Source organism: Pectobacterium parvum, from assembly GCF_020971565.1.
In the GTDB taxonomy this organism is placed as follows: Bacteria; Pseudomonadota; Gammaproteobacteria; order Enterobacterales; family Enterobacteriaceae; genus Pectobacterium; species Pectobacterium polare.
Window position 1 is genome coordinate 1,497,766 of record NZ_CP087392.1, and the last position, 18,019, is coordinate 1,515,784.

The window sequence follows — 18,019 nt, forward strand, 5'->3', positions numbered from 1 at the left end:
CCACGGCGAAAACTGAAGCTTATTAGCTTAAGGGATCATGATGCAGAACGGCGCGATGAAGGCCTGGCTGGATTCCTCCTATTTGGCGGGTGCGAATCAGTCCTACATAGAGCAACTCTATGAAGATTTTTTAACCGATCCTGACTCGATCGAACATAGCTGGCGCTCGATCTTCCAGCAATTGCCTACGAGTGGGGTCAAACCGGATCAACTCCATTCCAAAACGCGTGAATATTTCCGCCGTCTGGCGAAAGACGCTTCGCGCTTTACCTCGTCAGTCACCGATCCCGATCTTGATGTCAAGCAGGTCAAGGTATTACAGCTGATCAATGCGTTCCGCTTCCGTGGGCATCAGCAAGCTAACCTGGACCCGATCTTCCTGCGTCCGCAGGAACCCGTTGCAGAATTGGATCTGGATTACCACAACCTGACGCAGGATGACCTACAGGAATCTTTCAACGTGGGGTCTTTCGCCATCGGCAAAGACACCATGAAGCTGGAAGATCTGTATGACGCGCTGAAACGCACCTATTGCGGTTCTATCGGTGCGGAATATATGCATATGACCAGCACGGAAGAGAAGCGTTGGATCCAGCAGCGTATCGAATCCGTAATGGGGCAGCCGTCATTCTCTCTGGAAGAGAAACGTCGTTTCCTGAAAGAGTTAACCGCAGCTGAAGGGCTGGAGCGGTATCTGGGTGCCAAATATCCTGGTGCCAAGCGTTTCTCGCTGGAAGGCGGTGATGCACTGGTTCCGATGCTGAAAGAGCTGATTCGCCATGCGGGTGCAAACGATACTCGCGAAGTGGTATTGGGGATGGCACACCGTGGCCGCCTCAACGTGCTAATCAACGTATTGGGCAAAAAATCTCAGGATCTGTTCGACGAGTTTGCCGGTAAGCATAAAGAACACTTGGGCACCGGTGACGTGAAATATCACCAGGGCTTCTCGTCTGAATTCGAGACTGCTGGCGGTTTGGTGCATTTGGCGCTGGCGTTCAACCCATCGCACCTGGAGATTGTCAGTCCTGTAGTGACGGGCTCGGTACGTGCACGTCTCGATCGTCTGAATAGCCAGAGTGGCCCACGTGTTCTGCCAATCACCATTCACGGCGATGCGGCTGTTAGTGGTCAGGGTGTGGTTCAGGAACTGTTGAATATGTCGACGGTGCGTGGCTACGAAGTTGGCGGCACGCTGCGTATTGTTATCAACAACCGTATCGGCTTCACCACGTCTAACCCGCTGGATATCCGTTCCACCGAGTACTGTACCGATATCGGTAAAATGGTGCAGGCACCGATTTTCCACGTTAACGCAGATGACCCGGAAGCGGTGGCATTTGTTACGCGTCTGGCGCTGGATTTCCGTAATACCTTCAAACGTGATGTGTTCATCGATCTGATTTGTTATCGCCGTCATGGTCATAACGAAGCTGACGAGCCAAGTGCAACGCAGCCGATGATGTACCAGAAGATCAAGAAACACCCGACGCCGCGTAAGGTATACGCCGATCGTCTGGAGCAGGAAAAATCCATTACGCAGGAAGATGCCACCGAAATGGTCAACCTGTACCGCGATGCGCTGGATGCCGGTGAATGCGTGGTGGAAGAATGGCGTCAGATGGATATGCAGTCCTTTACCTGGACGCCGTATCTGAACCATGAGTGGGATGAACCTTATCCGCATGCAACGGAAATGAAACGTTTGCAGGAACTGGCGAAACGTATCAGTGAAGTGCCAGAAGGGATTGAAATCCATCCTCGTGTTGCCAAGGTCTATACCGACCGTGCCGAAATGGCGGCGGGCAACAAACCATTTGACTGGGGCGGGGCAGAAACGCTGGCCTACGCCACGCTGGTCGATGAAGGCATTCCGATTCGCTTGTCTGGTGAGGACAGCGGTCGCGGTACGTTCTTCCATCGCCATGCTGTGGTGCATAACCAGATAAATGGTTCCAGCTACACGCCGCTGAACCATGTGCATAACGGGCAGGGCGAGTTCAATGTTTGGGACTCCGTATTGTCTGAAGAGGCGATTCTGGCGTTTGAATACGGCTATGCGACCGCAGAACCGCGCACCCTGACCATCTGGGAAGCGCAGTTTGGTGACTTCGCCAACGGTGCGCAGGTTGTTATCGACCAGTTCATCAGCTCTGGTGAGCAGAAGTGGGGCCGTATGTGTGGTCTGGTCATGCTGCTGCCGCACGGTTACGAAGGTCAGGGCCCAGAGCACTCGTCTGCTAGACTGGAGCGTTATCTGCAATTGTGCGCTGAGCAAAATATGCAGGTTTGTATTCCGTCAACGCCAGCACAGGTTTATCACATGCTTCGCCGTCAGGCGCTGCGCGGTATGCGCCGTCCGCTGGTGGTCATGTCACCAAAATCTCTGCTGCGCCATCCGCTGGCGATATCTTCACTGGATGAACTGGCAAATGGTTCCTTCCAGCCGGCGATTGGTGAAGTAGAAGAATTAGATCCGGCAGCCGTGAAGCGTGTCGTGCTTTGTTCCGGTAAGGTCTACTATGATTTGCTGGAAAAGCGTCGCAAGAACGAGCAAAAAGATGTCGCGATCGTCCGTATCGAACAGCTTTATCCGTTCCCGCATCAGGCCGTTCACGCTGCGCTGGAATCGTTTGCCCATGTTCACGATTTCGTGTGGTGTCAGGAAGAGCCGCTGAATCAGGGAGCCTGGTATTGCAGTCAGCACCATTTCCGTGAAGTGATTCCGTTTGGGGCTTCTTTACGTTACGCAGGACGCCCGGCGTCTGCATCACCCGCCGTTGGCTATATGTCCGTACACCAGAAACAACAGCAAGATCTGGTCGATGACGCGCTGAACGTTAATTAAATAAAAGGATAGATAATGAGTAGCGTAGATATTCATGTACCCGACCTGCCTGAATCCGTCGCTGACGCCACTGTTGCTACCTGGCATAAAAAACCAGGCGATAGCGTTCAGCGCGATGAAGTACTGGTTGAAATTGAAACTGACAAAGTTGTGCTGGAAGTTCCTGCCACTGAAGCGGGCATCCTGGATGCCATACTGGAAGAGGAAGGTGCTACGGTAACGTCTCGCCAACTGTTGGGCCGCATTCGTCGTGGCGACAGCTCTGGTAAAGAAACCAGCGAGAAGTCACAGAGCAAAGAATCAACACCGTCACAGCGCCATACGGCTGGTCTGGAAGAAGAGAACAGCGATGCGCTCAGCCCGGCGATTCGCCGTCTGATTGCAGAGCACGATCTCGATGCCTCTGCTATCAAAGGCAGCGGCGTAGGCGGTCGAATTACTCGTGAAGACGTGGATAAACATTTGGCTGCCCAGAAGAAAGAGTCTGGTAAAGCGCCTAAGTCCGAAGCGCCTGCTGCTGCTCCGGCACCCGCTCTGGGCGCGCGCAGCGAAAAACGCGTACCGATGACGCGTCTGCGTAAGCGTGTTGCAGAACGTCTGCTGGAAGCGAAAAACAGTACGGCAATGCTGACGACGTTCAACGAAATCAATATGCAGCCAATCATGGATCTGCGTAAGCAGTACGGCGACGCATTTGAGAAGCGTCACGGTGTGCGTCTGGGTTTCATGTCCTTCTACATCAAAGCCGTGGTCGAAGCACTGAAGCGTTATCCAGAAGTGAATGCGTCTATTGATGGCGAAGATGTGGTTTACCACAACTACTTCGATGTCAGCATCGCGGTGTCTACCCCGCGTGGTCTGGTTACGCCAGTGCTGCGTGATGTGGATGCGCTGGGCATGGCCGACATCGAGAAGCGTATCAAAGACCTGGCTGTGAAAGGCCGTGACGGCAAACTGACGGTTGAAGAACTGCTGGGCGGTAACTTCACGATTACCAACGGCGGCGTTTTTGGTTCTCTGATGTCTACCCCGATCATCAACCCGCCGCAGAGTGCGATTCTGGGCATGCACGCCATTAAAGATCGCCCGATGGCGGTTGATGGCCAGGTCGTTATTCTGCCGATGATGTATCTGGCGCTGTCTTACGATCACCGTTTGGTCGACGGCCGTGAGTCCGTTGGCTTCCTGGTGACAGTGAAAGAGATGCTGGAAGATCCAGCGCGTCTGCTGTTAGACGTTTAGTCCGACAGATAGGCTCTCGGGCGGGTAACCCTGACGGTTTCCGCCCGAAATATACCCGTTATACTTCAAGCTGCATGTACGTTGGCTTTCCTCGCTCACCCCAGTCACTTACTTGTGTAAGCTTCTGGGGACTCACTGCGTCGCCGCCTTCCTGCAACTCGAATTATTTAGGGTATATATTAGGCATATGTGCTATGCAGGCCGTTTTTTCTCAACGGCGTTATCCAAATATATCAGAGAGTTAATGGCGCTTTTCTCTACCGAAAGATTCGGTGATGAAAAACCGTCTGCCGACTTATCTCCAAACCTAAATGGATAGAACATCATGAATTTACACGAGTATCAGGCAAAACAACTCTTTGCTCGATATGGTTTACCGGCACCGACCGGCTATGCCTGTACCACACCGCGTGAAGCGGAAGAAGCCGCGTCTAAAATTGGTGCGGGTCCGTGGGTCGTAAAATGTCAGGTTCACGCAGGCGGTCGCGGTAAAGCGGGCGGCGTTAAAGTCGTCAGCAATAAAGAAGATATCCGCGCTTTTGCTGAAAACTGGCTGGGTAAAAAACTCGTTACGTATCAAACTGACGCACAGGGTCAGCCGGTTCATCAGATCCTGGTTGAAGCTGCAACAGATATCGACAAAGAGCTTTATCTGGGCGCGGTGGTTGACCGTGGCACGCGTCGCGTGGTGTTCATGGCGTCCACCGAAGGTGGCGTAGAAATTGAAAAAGTGGCGGAAGAAACGCCGGAGCTGATTCATAAAGCGGCGATCGATCCACTGGTAGGCCCACAGCCTTATCAAGGTCGTGAATTGGCTTTCAAACTGGGCTTAAGCGGTAAGCAAGTTGCTCAGTTCACCAAAATCTTCATGGGTCTGGCGACGCTGTTCCTGGAGCGCGATCTGGCGCTGGTAGAAATCAACCCGCTGGTTATCACCAAGCAGGGCGATCTGATCTGTCTGGATGGCAAACTGGGTGCGGACGGCAATGCCCTGTTCCGTCAGCCTGAACTGCGTGAAATGCGCGACCCAAGCCAGGAAGATTCCCGTGAAGCGCATGCGGCGCAGTGGGAACTGAACTACGTCGCGCTGGACGGCAACATTGGCTGTATGGTCAACGGTGCTGGTCTGGCGATGGGCACGATGGACATCGTGAAGCTGCACGGCGGTGCTCCTGCTAACTTCCTCGATGTAGGCGGTGGCGCGACGAAAGAACGTGTGACTGAAGCGTTCAAAATCATCCTGTCTGACGACAAGGTAAAAGCTGTCTTTGTTAACATCTTTGGCGGCATCGTACGTTGCGATTTGATCGCTGACGGCATCATCGGCGCCGTAGCCGAAGTGGGCGTTAACGTACCGGTTGTTGTACGTCTTGAAGGGAACAATGCGGAACTGGGTGCCAAGAAACTGGCGGATAGCGGCCTGAATATTATTGCCGCGACCAGCCTGACGGGTGCAGCTCAGCAGGTTGTTGCAGCAGTGGGGGATAAATAATGTCCATTCTGATTAATAAAAATACCAAAGTTATCTGTCAGGGTTTTACCGGTAGTCAGGGGACATTCCACTCTGAGCAAGCACTTGCTTACGGTACGCAAATGGTTGGCGGTGTGACGCCGGGTAAAGGCGGCACGGAACATCTGGGTCTGCCCGTATTTAATACGGTACGTGAAGCGGTAGACGCGACGGGCGCAACGGCATCCGTTATCTACGTTCCCGCTCCGTTCTGTAAAGACTCCATTCTGGAAGCGATTGACGCAGGTATCGAGCTGATCATCTGTATCACCGAAGGTATCCCAACGCTGGATATGCTGACAGTGAAAGTGAAACTCGACCAGAGCGGCGCGCGGATGATCGGTCCGAACTGCCCAGGTGTGATCACGCCGGGCGAATGTAAGATCGGTATTATGCCGGGCCATATTCACCTGCCGGGTAAAGTGGGTATCGTTTCTCGTTCTGGTACCCTGACATATGAAGCCGTGAAGCAAACGACCGATGCTGGTCTGGGCCAGTCCAGCTGTGTAGGTATCGGCGGCGACCCGATCCCAGGTTCTAACTTCATCGATATCCTGAAGCTGTTTGAACAGGATCCGCAGACGGAAGCCATCGTGATGATCGGTGAAATCGGCGGTACGGCAGAAGAAGAAGCGGCGGCGTACATTAAAGAGCACGTGACGAAGCCAGTTGTTGGCTACATCGCGGGTGTGACGGCACCGAAAGGTAAACGCATGGGCCATGCTGGCGCCATTATCGCGGGTGGTAAAGGTACCGCTGACGATAAATTCGCAGCGTTAGAAGCGGCGGGTGTTAAAACCGTTCGCAGCCTGGCGGATATCGGCGATGCAGTAAAAGCGATCTTATCGCGTTAATCGATTATTCGATTAAATATTCTAGCCACCTTCGGGTGGCTTTTTTTATTCCAATTTGGCTTCCGAGGTTAATTGACGTAATTGAATTACGCATGACTTCTTCGAGGTTTTATTGGATAATTCGCGCGCCTGAAAAGGCATGATTAGCGATGAACAGAAATGATGATAATTTCATTGGTTCCGTATAAGCAGGGAATGGTTAATTAATTTTCCTTAAGGGGATGTTGTGTGAAAGGAAATATAAAAGCACTAATTTTGGCATTATCCGCATTTACCTGTGTGGCTAACGCACAGTCTATTAATATTGAAGTGCTAAGTGCGACGATTAAAGATAAAAAAATTGATGATGCAACGGTTATTCTACAGAAGAATGGTGCGCAGTCAGTGACCGCACGCTCTGATGCCGCAGGCCGTGCGGCGCTCAACGCGCCATTCGCCGTCGATCAAGACAGTCTACTGATCATTAAAAAAGCGGGCTATTCAGATTTGGTGGTTAAATGTCCGTGTGACGGTATGACCTATGCAGTGAGTCCGGTAATGAAAAGCCTGGATGGCATGCGAATTGTATTAACCTGGGGCGAAAAACCTGCCGATTTAGATTCCCACCTTATTTATCCGGGTAATCATATTTATTTCAGCCACAAAAAGGGACGCGATGCTAATCTTGATGTCGATGACACAGATAGTTTCGGCCCAGAAACGATCACGATTGATAAAAAGCGTTTGGGTGAAAGTTATATTTATGCCGTCCATGATTATTCAAACGGTGATAAGGCTAATTCATTAGCGCTTTCCGCAAGTCGTGCAAAAGTATTTGTCTATGTTGGAAGCTCACAGGTACGGTCATATTCTGTCCCACTGAATAAGACAGGGAACATCTGGACGGTTTTCCGTCTTAACCCTAACGGTGATTTTGAAGATATCAATGCCGTTGGTGAGGCAGATTTCTCAAAAGTGAAGGACAGCGATGTGCTGCCAATGGTGCTTAACCCTGCGCAGACGACAGTTTCCGTTACTGGAAATGCTGCGCTGGCCAAAAACCTCAATCGTGATGGTGAAGCCGCCTATGGACGCGGTGAGTTAGAGCAGGCCACGACACTGTTCCTGTCTGCGATCGATCAGGATAGTGCGTTTGGTCAGGCATATAGCAACCTGGGCCTGACTTATCAAAAGCGGGGCAACATTGCCGAAGCCATTTGGGCTAACCGTAAAGCGATTGCGTTGGCAAATGGTAGCAACGCGGCAACCACACGTGCCAGCTCGTACTACAATATTGCAAAAATCTACGAGAACGCCGGTCAGTTCAGCGATGCACTTCAGCATTATGAGCTGGCAAGAAGCGAGAAAAGTAACACGGTTTACGATAAAGCCATTGAACGGATGAAAGCGAATAAGTAAATCGCAGCATCTTGCTACGTATCACCTAACCTGTAACCACTGCGGAGGCCTTTTGGTCTCCGCTTTGGCATGGCGCGTTACAAACAGGCTGTACATGGGGGAAGGGCAAGGGAATTCACGGCGAAAATACAGCGCGGTTGTCAGCAAGAAAAAATAGAAATTTGACATAAAATAGAAGATAAAAATGCATGTGAATAATCGATAACGGAAAGTAAAAATTATATTGCTGAATTAATTTTAATTAAACCTAAAAGTCACATTGCATTAACAATGAGTGTAATGAGGAAATTAATGCAACGCGATAATCACGAGAAAAGCGTTAAATTGTTTTAGATCAAAAAACTCCTCTGGATATAATTTCTGAAATAGGCTTAAATTGCGCGAGGTCAATTATGGTCTTTCACGCCGTTTAGTGGAAAAGTTGATTTGAAGCCAAAAACCTAGTCTGGGTCACGTAAAAACCTATTTATTGTAGGGGATTACAGGCGTAATATACGGCTACCTCCCTATGGGGTACGCAATTTGTAATACTTGTGATTTATCTTGAACTTGCTGTCGGGGTATTGCGGTGTGACTGCCCTGATGAACGGTATTTCTAGCGTTCATTACAGCGTGTATTAAAGCAATTCTTGTTGTGTTCTTTTGGGTGTAATGGCCGGATTTTTGGCAGCTTGTCAGCGTTTGCAAGCTAATCCCTTCCTGCGAGGAGCAAGGAGTCAAAATGTTTGATGTAGTCGAACTGTCACGTTTACAGTTTGCCTTAACTGCAATGTACCATTTTCTATTCGTACCATTAACGCTGGGGATGGCGTTTTTGCTGGCGATTATGGAAACGGTATATGTGCTGTCTGGCAAACAAATCTATAAAGATATGACCAAGTTCTGGGGCAAGTTATTTGCAATTAACTTCGCTCTTGGGGTCGCTACCGGATTGACCATGGAGTTTCAATTCGGGACCAACTGGTCATACTTCTCTCACTACGTCGGGGATATTTTCGGCGCGCCGCTAGCGATTGAAGGCCTGATGGCATTCTTCCTGGAATCGACCTTTGTTGGCTTGTTCTTCTTCGGCTGGGACCGTTTAGGAAAAGTGCAACATATGGCCGTGACCTGGCTGGTCGCGCTAGGCTCTAACTTCTCCGCACTGTGGATTCTGGTTGCCAATGGCTGGATGCAGAACCCCATCGCATCGGATTTCAACTTCGAAACCATGCGTATGGAAATGGTGAGCTTCGCCGATCTGGTACTGAACCCGGTTGCTCAGGTGAAATTCGTTCACACGGTAGCGGCAGGTTACTGTACGGGCGCAATGTTCATTCTGGGTGTCAGTTCTTACTATCTACTGAAAGGCCGCGACATTGCGTTTGCCAAGCGTTCATTCGCTATCGCAGCAAGTTTCGGTATGGCTGCTGTCCTGTCCGTTATTGTACTGGGTGATGAATCCGGTTATGAAATGGGTGACGTACAGAAAACCAAACTGGCAGCGATTGAAGCCGAATGGGAAACACAGCCTGCTCCAGCATCCTTTACGCTGATCGGCATCCCGAACCAGGATACGATGGAAAATAACTATGCCATCAAGATTCCTTATGCCCTGGGGTTAATTGCCACGCGTTCTACAGACAAAGAAGTTACCGGTCTGAAAGAATTGCTGGTGATGCATGAAGTGCGTATTCGCAATGGTATGAAGGCTTACCAGTTGCTGGAAGAATTACGCGCGGGCAATACTGACCCGGCGGTAAAAGAAGCGTTCGAAAGGTCTAAGCAAGATCTGGGCTATGGCATGTTACTGAAACGCTATACGCCGAAAGTCTCTGATGCGACAGAAACGCAGATTCAACAGGCGGTTAAAGATTCTATCCCACGTGTTGCGCCGCTGTACTTCTCTTTCCGTATCATGGTGGGCTGCGGCATTCTGATGCTGTTGATCATTGGCCTGTCTTTCTGGACTGTTCTGCGCAACAAAATTGGTCAAAAACGTTGGCTGCTCCGTACGGCGTTGTACGGTATTCCGCTGCCGTGGATTGCTATCGAAGCCGGCTGGTTTGTGGCTGAATACGGCCGTCAGCCTTGGGCTATCGGTGAGATTCTGCCGACAGCCGTTGCGACGTCATCACTGACTGCAGGGGATATTCTGTTCTCCATGGGGCTGATCTGTGGTCTGTATACGCTCTTCCTGGTTGCAGAAATGTATCTGATGTTCAAATTCGCACGTCTGGGGCCAAGTAGCCTGAGAACAGGGCGCTACCATTTTGAACAACCTATAGCGGCTGCGCAGGAAGCACGGTAAACAGGAGTCCACTATGTTTGAATATGAAGTCTTACGTTTTATCTGGTGGCTGTTGATCGGTATTTTGCTGATTGGCTTCGCTATCACTGATGGTTTTGACATGGGCGTGGGCATTCTGGTGCGTCTGATGGGACGTGGCGATACCGAGCGTCGCGTCATGATTAACAGTATTGCGCCGCACTGGGACGGTAACCAGGTCTGGCTGATCACCGCCGGTGGTGCGCTGTTTGCTGCCTGGCCGATGGTTTATGCTGCCGCGTTCTCTGGTTTTTATATTGCTATGATTCTGGTGCTGGCCTCATTGTTCTTCCGTCCTGTCGGCTTCGATTACCGTTCAAAAATCGAAGATCCGCGCTGGCGTGGCATGTGGGACTGGGGCATCTTCATCGGTAGCTTTGTTCCACCGGTAGTGATTGGTGTGGCGTTTGGTAACCTGTTGCAGGGTGTACCGTTCCACGTCGATGAATATCTGCGTCTGTACTACACCGGAAACTTCTTCCAACTGCTGAACCCGTTTGGCTTGTTGGCTGGTGTGGTTAGTCTGACGATGATCCTGACTCAAGGTGCAACCTACCTGATGATGCGGACCACGGGCGACCTGCACGAGCGTTCCAAATCCGCTGCGCAGATTGCCGCGCTGGTGATGATGGTGATGTTTGCTCTGGCTGGCGTATGGGTCATTTACGGTATTGATGGCTACGTGGTGACGTCTGCGATTAACACCGCGGCTGAATCTAACCCGCTGCGTAAAGAGGTCGTTCAACAGGCAGGTGCCTGGCTGATCAACTTCAATAACCATCCGGTATTGTGGGCTATCCCTGCTCTGGGCGTAGTGCTGCCGGTGCTGACTACCCTTATGGCGCGCGCAGAGAAAGGAGCATGGGCATTCCTGTTCTCCTCTCTGACTATCGCTTGTGTGATTCTGACCGCAGGGATCGCGATGTTCCCGTTCATCATGCCGTCAGTGACTGTGCCTAACGTCAGCTTGACGGTATGGGATGCAACATCAAGCCTGCTGACACTGAAAGTCATGACAGTGGTTGCGATGATTTTCGTTCCTATCGTGCTGTCTTATACCGCATGGTGTTACTACAAGATGTTCGGTCGCATTACCAAAGAGCAGATTGAGCAAAACACTCACTCTATGTACTAAGTAAGGAGCTTAATTTATGTGGTATTTTGCCTGGATACTCGGAACGCTTCTTGCTTGCTCATTGGGGATCATTACGGCCCTGGCTATTGAGCAGAGTGAGGCAAGCAAAGCGGCTGAAGAAGATAAGCAATGAGTGATCTGGTCGATAAACTCTATCGCCTGATGGATAAGAGCCCGTTAAGGGCTCTTTCCCTTATCATGGCGTTGCTGCTGGCTGGCTGTGTATTCTGGGATCCGACGCGCTTTGCGGCGCGGACCAGTGAACTCGCGGTTTGGCAGGGGCTGCTGTTGATTTGGGCCGTTTGCGCTGGCGTTGTTCATGGCGTTGGTTTTCGTCCACATCGCCTGCTCTGGCGCGCGTTTTTCGCACCACTTCCCGCCTTTGTGATCCTGTGCGCAGGATTGTACTATTTCTTCGGCTAAAATAGCCTCCTATTCCATTTAGTTATGGGTTGCTTGCAGCCCATAATTATTTTCTTTCCGTTGTCACAATCCATTCCAAACCTCATTTCTCTTGCGTATAGTAGCGAGGTTTAATGCATTACTGGGATGTAGAGTGAGTAATTCGTTGTTTCGCTGGCCAGTTCGAGTCTACTTTGAAGACACTGATGCAGGTGGCGTTGTCTATCACGCTCGCTATATTGCCTTTTATGAAAGGGCAAGAACCGAGGCGTTACGTGAGCGCAACTTTCATCAGCAAGCCTTGCTAAGTGAGCATGTCGCGTTTGCTGTTCGTCGGATGACGGTGGAGTATCTTGCTCCTGCGCGCCTCGACGACATGCTGGAAGTGCAAAGTGAGGTTATCTCGCTGCGTGGTGCTTCTATGACTTTCGCCCAGCGTATTCTCAATGCTCATGGCACCCTGCTAAGCCATGCTGAAGTTTTGATCGCATGCATCGATCCACATCAAATGAAGCCAATTGCGCTTCCTAAGTCTATTGTCGCGGAGTTCAAGCAGTGACTGACATGAACGTTTTTGATTTGTTCCTGAAGGCAAGCCTTCTGGTCAAACTAATCATGCTGATTTTAATCTGTTTTTCTATCGCTTCCTGGGCGATCATTATTCAACGTACCCGAATTCTGAACTCGGCGACGCGTGAGGCTGAGGCGTTCGAGGACAAGTTTTGGTCGGGCATCGAACTGTCGCGCCTCTATCAGGAAAGTCAGACTCGTCGCGATAGCCTGACGGGCACTGAACAAATCTTCCATTCAGGTTTCAAAGAATTTGCACGGTTGCATCGTGTCAACAGCCATGCGCCGGAAGCCGTAGTGGAAGGGGCATCCCGTGCAATGCGTATTTCAATGAATCGTGAGTTGGAAACGCTGGAAACGCACATTCCCTTTTTGGGAACCGTGGGTTCTATCAGCCCGTATATCGGCCTGTTCGGTACCGTTTGGGGAATCATGCATGCCTTCATCGCGCTGGGCGCAGTGAAGCAGGCGACCTTACAAATGGTTGCCCCTGGTATTGCCGAAGCCTTGATTGCAACGGCAATCGGCCTGTTTGCGGCGATCCCTGCGGTCATGGCGTATAACCGTCTTAGCCAGCGGGTCGGTAAACTGGAGCAGAACTACGACAACTTTACGGAAGAGTTCATCGCTATCCTGCACCGTCAGGCGTTCTCCAGCGACAACAGCAAGTAATCAGGGGGCATCATGGCACGAGTACGCAGAGGCCGTCGTGAGCTGAAATCCGAGATCAACATTGTCCCGTTACTGGACGTGCTGTTGGTGCTGTTGCTGATTTTTATGGCGACAGCCCCGATTATTACGCAGAGCGTTGAGGTGGACTTGCCTGATGCGACCGACTCAAAAACGGTCTCCAGCAATGACAATCCGCCCGTGATCGTAGAGGTTTCAGGCATAGGGCAATATAGCCTGGTTGTTGAACAAAACCGTATGGAGCAACTTCCGGCAGAACAGGTGGTTGCTGAAGCGCAATCACGGCTGTCAACCAATCCCAAGACGGTCTTTTTGATTGGTGGCGCGAAGGATGTTCCTTATGATGAGATCATTAAAGCGTTGAATTTGTTGCATCAGGCTGGCGTAAAATCCGTTGGTTTGATGACACAACCGATTTAAATGAGCGCATCACGGTAATGATCGTTAAGCCTATTTCTGGCAACACTGTTTTTGGGAATCGCTTGTGCTAAAGGCAAACGAACAAAACGATAAGCTGAAACGCGCCGTTATTATCTCGGCTGTTTTGCACATCATACTGATTGCTTTGCTGCTTTGGAGTTCGTCGACGCAAACGATGGATGCCAGCGGGGGCGGCGGAGGCTCGTCAATTGATGCTGTAATGGTCGATCCGAGCGCGGTGGTGGAGCAGTATAACCGCCAACAGCAGCAGCAGACAGATGCGAAACGTTCTGAACAGCTGCGTCAAAAGCAGGCTGAACAGCAAGCCGAAGAGCTTCAGCAGAAGCAAGCGGCTGAACAGCAGCGGCTGAAAGAGCTGGAAAAAGAGCGTCTGCAAGCGCAGGAAGAGGCGAAAAAACAGGCTCAGGAACAGGCTGAACAGCGTAAGCAGTCTGAAGCGGCGGCTCAGCAGGCAAAAGAACAGCAGAAGCAAGCCGAAGCTGCAGCGGCAAAAGCGAAAGCTGAAGCTGAACAACAGGCGAAAGCGGCGGCAGACGCTAAGAAGAAAGCAGAAGACGAAGCGAAGAAACAAGCTGCTGCGGCCGCTGCTGCTAAGAAACAGGCGGAAGAAGAGGCTAAAGAAAAAGCCGCTGAGGCCGCTAAGCAGAAGGCAGCAGAAACGGCTAAAGCAGAAGCTGCAAAGGCAGCCGCAGACGCTGAGCAAGCTAAACAAAAAGCAGCAGCTGAGGCAGCGAAACAAAAGGCTGAAGCTGAAGCAACGAAGAAAGCAGAAGCAGCTGCAGCGGCTAAGAAAGCCGCTGATGATAAAAAGAAAGCAGCAGCAGAGGCCGCTAAGCAGGAAAACGCCGTCGATGACTTACTGGGCGGGTTGGCCTCATCGAAAAATGCGCCGAAGTCTGGCGGTGGCGCGCCTGCGGGCACAGGTAACAATAAAAAGAGCGGTGCATCAGGTGCGGCGCTTGATAGCTATGGTAGTCAGGTGCGCTCAGCCATTCAGAGCAAGTTTTATGACTGGCAGCTCTATAAAGGGCGTACCTGTACGTTACGAATTAAGCTGGCGCCAGATGGCCTGCTGATTGACGTCACTGCTGAAGGCGGCGATCCCGCGTTATGCCAGGCGGCCATTGCGGCTGCCAAACAGGCAAGAATGCCGAAGCCACCAAGTTCAGAGGTTTATGAGGCTTTCAAAAATGCGCCGATAGACTTTAAACCGCAGTAACCGGGCTGTTTACCCAATAGATTTAAGATTATTACGATGGTAAATAAACCAGGTTATGTTGTTTTGTTGACATTGGTTTGTTTTTGTTAAAATTCTGCTAATTTATCGCAGACTTCGCGTCTGGATAAGGGAGATGAGATGAAGCAAGTACTGAAAGTTGCATTAAGCTTTTTAATGCTGTGGACTGCGGTTGTTCACGCGGAAGTACGTATAGAGATTACCCAAGGGGTAGACTCTGCACGTCCTATCGGCGTGGTTCCGTTCAAATGGGCAGGCTCGGGCGCTGCGCCTGAAGACGTCGGCGGCATCGTCGGTGCTGACTTGCGTAACAGTGGCAAATTCAACCCGATCGACGCAAACCGTATGCCTCAGCAACCTGCAACGGCCTCTGAAGTGACGCCTGCTGCATGGACGGCGTTGGGCATCGATGCGGTTGTTGTTGGTCAGGTTCAGCCGAGTGCTGATGGCAGCTATCTGGTTTCTTACCAGCTCGTCGATACCTCCGGTAACCCAGGCAGCGTATTAGCGCAGAACCAGTTTAAAGTCACAAAACAGTGGTTGCGCTATGCTGCACACACTGCCAGTGACGAAGTGTTTGAAAAACTGAGTGGTATTAAAGGTGCGTTCCGTACCCGTATCGCTTACGTTGTTCAGACCAACGGTGGTCAGTTCCCTTATGAACTGCGCGTTGCGGACTATGACGGTTACAACCAATTTGTGGTTCACCGCTCACCACAGCCGCTGATGTCTCCGGCTTGGTCCGCAGACGGCAGCAAGCTCGCTTATGTTACGTTTGAAAGTGGCCGTTCTGCGTTGGTTATTCAGACGCTGGCAAATGGTGCAATCCGTCAGGTTGCTTCCTTCCCGCGTCACAACGGTGCGCCTGCTTTCTCTCCTGATGGCAGCAAGTTGGCGTTCGCACTGTCTAAGAGCGGTAGCCTGAATCTGTATGTGATGAATCTGGGATCTGGGCAAATCAGCCAAGTAACTGATGGTCGCAGCAATAACACGGAACCAACCTGGTTCCCAGACAGCCAGACCTTGGCCTATACTTCAGACCAGGCTGGTCGTCCGCAGGTTTATAAAGTGAATGCTAACGGCGGCGCGCCACAGCGTGTGACCTGGGAAGGTTCTCAGAATCAGGACTCCGATGTGAGTGCCGACGGGAAATTTTTGGTAACGGTGAGCTCGAATGGTGGAGCTCAGCATATTTCCAAACTGGATCTGGTAACGGGTGCCGTACAAGTATTGACGGACACGTTCCTGGACGAAACGCCAAGTATCGCACCGAATGGCACGATGGTGATCTACAGTTCCAAACAAGGGCTGGGTTCAGTGCTACAGTTGGTTTCGACAGATGGGCGTTTCAAAGCGCGTCTTCCGGCTACTGATGGACAGGTTAAATTCCCTGCCTGGTCGCCGTATCTATAAGTACAGATATGTACAATAAACTCGTCAAAGGACATAAGAAATGCAATTCAATAAAGTGCTGAAAGGCCTGATGTTGGCTCTGCCGGTACTGGCAGTGGCCGCTTGTAGCTCTAACAAGAACGCGGACAATGACCAATCTTCCATGGGTGCTGCTGGTAACAACGGCATGATGGACGGCGGCAACATGTCTTCTTCTGAGCAAGCGCGTTTGCAGATGCAAGAATTACAGCGCAACAACATCGTTTACTTCGGTCTGGACAAGTACGATGTGAGCTCTGAATTCGCTCAGATGCTGGACGCACACGCTGCATTCCTGCGTAGCAACCCGTCTTACAAAGTGACTATCGAAGGTCACGCGGACGAACGCGGTACGCCAGAATACAACATCGCTCTGGGTGAGCGTCGTGCCAACGCGGTACAAATGTACCTGCAAGGTAAAGGCGTTTCTTCCGATCAGATCTCTATCGTTTCTTACGGTAAAGAGAAACCAGCTGTTCTCGGTCATGACGAAGCGGCTTATGCCAAAAACCGTCGTGCCGTTCTGGTATATTAAGAGAATCGCATGAGCAGTAACTTCAGACGTCACCTGTTGGGTCTGTCGTTACTGGTTGGCGTAGCGGTCCCTTGGGCCGCTACTGCCCAAGCGCCAATCAGTAATGTCGGCTCAGGCTCGGTCGAAGACCGCGTCACTCAATTGGAGCGTATTTCTAACGCTCACAGTCAGCTTTTAACTCAACTTCAACAGCAGCTCTCTGATAATCAGCGCGATATTGACAGCCTCCGTGGGCAGATTCAGGAAAGTCAGTATCAGTTGAATCAGGTTGTTGAACGGCAGAAACAGATCTATCAGCAGATTGATGGATTAAGTTCGCAATCATCTTCAACACCGACGACAGAGGGCACACCTGCCGCTGCGGCGGGGACTGATACTGGTGCTGCCAATACGGCGGCACCAGCCAGTACGGGTGATGCGAATAGTGATTACAATGCCGCAGTCGCGCTCGTGCTGGAGAAAAAACAGTACGATCAGGCTATTACCGCATTTCAGGCATTCGTCAAGAAGTACCCCGATTCAACGTACCAACCTAATGCTAACTATTGGCTTGGTCAGTTGAATTACAACAAGGGGAAAAAGGACGATGCGGCGTACTATTTCGCCAACGTTGTTAAAAATTATCCCAAGTCGCCAAAAAGTTCTGAAGCCTTGCTGAAGGTTGGGGTGATCATGCAGGAAAAAGGTCAGGCTGATAAAGCCAAGGCCGTTTACCAGCAGGTTGTAAAAATGTACCCCAATACGGAAAGTGCAAAGCAGGCGCAAAAGCGCTTAGCCGGATCGTAATACCGTATTAATTGGCACAAAAATTGCGCATCATGAGCGGTTTTTGTGCCTAAACGTCTTAAGAGTAAGCAATCAAACAGTTTTTTAAGAAAATAGGTTGCGCCGAAAATTTAAATCAGTAATATGTGCCGCCGTTGCCAAGGCAAATAGCAAAACGCTAAAGCAGCATGAAATTGGGTCGTTAGCTCAGTCGGTAGAGCAGTTGACTTTTAATCAATTGGTCGCAGGTTCGAATCCTGCACGACCCACCAATTTCAAATGCAGTTGTAGTTTTAGTAAGTATCAAGCAGTTCCGCATTGCGGGTCGTTAGCTCAGTCGGTAGAGCAGTTGACTTTTAATCAATTGGTCGCAGGTTCGAATCCTGCACGACCCACCATTTCGGCAGTAAATTTCCTTCCTCGAATAAATTCATATTAAATTACATATCGCACGAGCCGAACAAAGCGAGACAGCAACGCGTTAGCGTTGACCCCAAAGGCCGATTCATCCTGCACGATCCACCACTTCAGCAGTAGCATTCCTTCCTTGCATAAATCGACGTTAAGACAACGATCGTGTACACCGTATCAATGAGATAAAACCCATCATCACTCCCTACTCGGTAAGGCTTTGCGGTATATTAGGTTTTTAC

Annotated in this window: 16 protein-coding genes and 2 tRNA genes; all 18 read left to right on the forward strand. The window is 50.7% G+C overall.

The window, feature by feature from the left end:
- The first annotated feature begins 40 nt into the window (after nucleotides 1-40).
- The 18 genes from sucA (at nucleotide 41) to LOZ86_RS06810 (ending at nucleotide 17,764) form a co-directional block, all read left to right on the forward strand.
- Complete coding sequence (gene sucA, locus LOZ86_RS06725; protein ID WP_039482747.1) at nucleotides 41-2,848, forward strand: 2-oxoglutarate dehydrogenase E1 component; 2,808 nt, start codon at nucleotides 41-43, stop codon at nucleotides 2,846-2,848.
- 15 nt (nucleotides 2,849-2,863) lie between these two features.
- Nucleotides 2,864-4,090, forward strand: a complete 1,227-nt coding sequence (gene odhB / locus LOZ86_RS06730; protein WP_039482744.1) for a 2-oxoglutarate dehydrogenase complex dihydrolipoyllysine-residue succinyltransferase — start codon at nucleotides 2,864-2,866, stop codon at nucleotides 4,088-4,090.
- Between the two features lie 325 nt (nucleotides 4,091-4,415).
- Nucleotides 4,416-5,582 carry an ADP-forming succinate--CoA ligase subunit beta gene (gene sucC, locus LOZ86_RS06735; RefSeq protein WP_039512418.1) on the forward strand — a complete coding sequence of 389 codons (1,167 nt, stop codon included), beginning with the start codon at nucleotides 4,416-4,418 and terminating at the stop codon, nucleotides 5,580-5,582.
- Nucleotides 5,582-6,454: a succinate--CoA ligase subunit alpha gene (gene sucD / locus LOZ86_RS06740; protein ID WP_039482739.1), complete on the forward strand. Its 873-nt coding sequence runs from the start codon at nucleotides 5,582-5,584 to the stop codon at nucleotides 6,452-6,454. The genes sucC and sucD overlap by 1 nt, the downstream gene beginning before the upstream one ends.
- Before the next feature lie 228 nt (nucleotides 6,455-6,682).
- A complete protein-coding gene (locus LOZ86_RS06745) occupies nucleotides 6,683-7,852 on the forward strand; it encodes a YfaP family protein (RefSeq protein ID WP_039482737.1) in 1,170 nt (389 codons plus the stop codon).
- A 721-nt stretch (nucleotides 7,853-8,573) separates the two neighbouring features.
- Nucleotides 8,574-10,142: a cytochrome ubiquinol oxidase subunit I gene (gene cydA, locus LOZ86_RS06750; RefSeq protein WP_039482736.1), complete on the forward strand. Its 1,569-nt coding sequence runs from the start codon at nucleotides 8,574-8,576 to the stop codon at nucleotides 10,140-10,142.
- A gap of 13 nt (nucleotides 10,143-10,155) precedes the next feature.
- Nucleotides 10,156-11,295 (forward strand): cytochrome d ubiquinol oxidase subunit II, encoded by a 1,140-nt coding sequence (gene cydB, locus LOZ86_RS06755; protein WP_039482734.1) that lies wholly within the window; start codon nucleotides 10,156-10,158, stop codon nucleotides 11,293-11,295.
- A 16-nt stretch (nucleotides 11,296-11,311) separates the two neighbouring features.
- Nucleotides 11,312-11,428 carry a cytochrome bd-I oxidase subunit CydX gene (gene cydX / locus LOZ86_RS06760; RefSeq protein WP_011092952.1) on the forward strand — a complete coding sequence of 39 codons (117 nt, stop codon included), beginning with the start codon at nucleotides 11,312-11,314 and terminating at the stop codon, nucleotides 11,426-11,428.
- Nucleotides 11,425-11,718 carry a cyd operon protein YbgE gene (ybgE, locus tag LOZ86_RS06765; protein ID WP_010285015.1) on the forward strand — a complete coding sequence of 98 codons (294 nt, stop codon included), beginning with the start codon at nucleotides 11,425-11,427 and terminating at the stop codon, nucleotides 11,716-11,718. Before cydX ends, ybgE begins: the two co-directional genes overlap by 4 nt.
- A 133-nt stretch (nucleotides 11,719-11,851) precedes the next feature.
- Entirely contained in the window at nucleotides 11,852-12,256 is a 405-nt protein-coding gene (ybgC, locus tag LOZ86_RS06770) for a tol-pal system-associated acyl-CoA thioesterase (RefSeq protein ID WP_039482732.1), read from the forward strand.
- Nucleotides 12,253-12,939 carry a Tol-Pal system protein TolQ gene (tolQ, locus tag LOZ86_RS06775; protein WP_039482731.1) on the forward strand — a complete coding sequence of 229 codons (687 nt, stop codon included), beginning with the start codon at nucleotides 12,253-12,255 and terminating at the stop codon, nucleotides 12,937-12,939. The genes ybgC and tolQ overlap by 4 nt, the downstream gene beginning before the upstream one ends.
- A gap of 12 nt (nucleotides 12,940-12,951) precedes the next feature.
- Nucleotides 12,952-13,377, forward strand: a complete 426-nt coding sequence (tolR, locus tag LOZ86_RS06780) for a colicin uptake protein TolR (protein WP_010285025.1) — start codon at nucleotides 12,952-12,954, stop codon at nucleotides 13,375-13,377.
- Between the two features lie 64 nt (nucleotides 13,378-13,441).
- A complete protein-coding gene (gene tolA, locus LOZ86_RS06785; protein ID WP_039482729.1) occupies nucleotides 13,442-14,617 on the forward strand; it encodes a cell envelope integrity protein TolA in 1,176 nt (391 codons plus the stop codon).
- 138 nt (nucleotides 14,618-14,755) lie between these two features.
- A complete protein-coding gene (tolB, locus tag LOZ86_RS06790; protein WP_039482727.1) occupies nucleotides 14,756-16,048 on the forward strand; it encodes a Tol-Pal system beta propeller repeat protein TolB in 1,293 nt (430 codons plus the stop codon).
- 40 nt (nucleotides 16,049-16,088) lie between these two features.
- Complete coding sequence (gene pal / locus LOZ86_RS06795; protein WP_039482724.1) at nucleotides 16,089-16,601, forward strand: peptidoglycan-associated lipoprotein Pal; 513 nt, start codon at nucleotides 16,089-16,091, stop codon at nucleotides 16,599-16,601.
- 9 nt (nucleotides 16,602-16,610) lie between these two features.
- On the forward strand, nucleotides 16,611-17,387 hold the full coding sequence (gene cpoB / locus LOZ86_RS06800; RefSeq protein WP_039482722.1) for a cell division protein CpoB: 777 nt from the start codon (nucleotides 16,611-16,613) through the stop codon (nucleotides 17,385-17,387).
- 175 nt (nucleotides 17,388-17,562) lie between these two features.
- Nucleotides 17,563-17,638 (forward strand) — tRNA-Lys (locus tag LOZ86_RS06805).
- Nucleotides 17,639-17,688: 50 nt separating this feature from the next.
- Nucleotides 17,689-17,764: transfer RNA gene (locus LOZ86_RS06810), tRNA-Lys, on the forward strand.
- Nucleotides 17,765-18,019 lie beyond the last annotated feature (255 nt).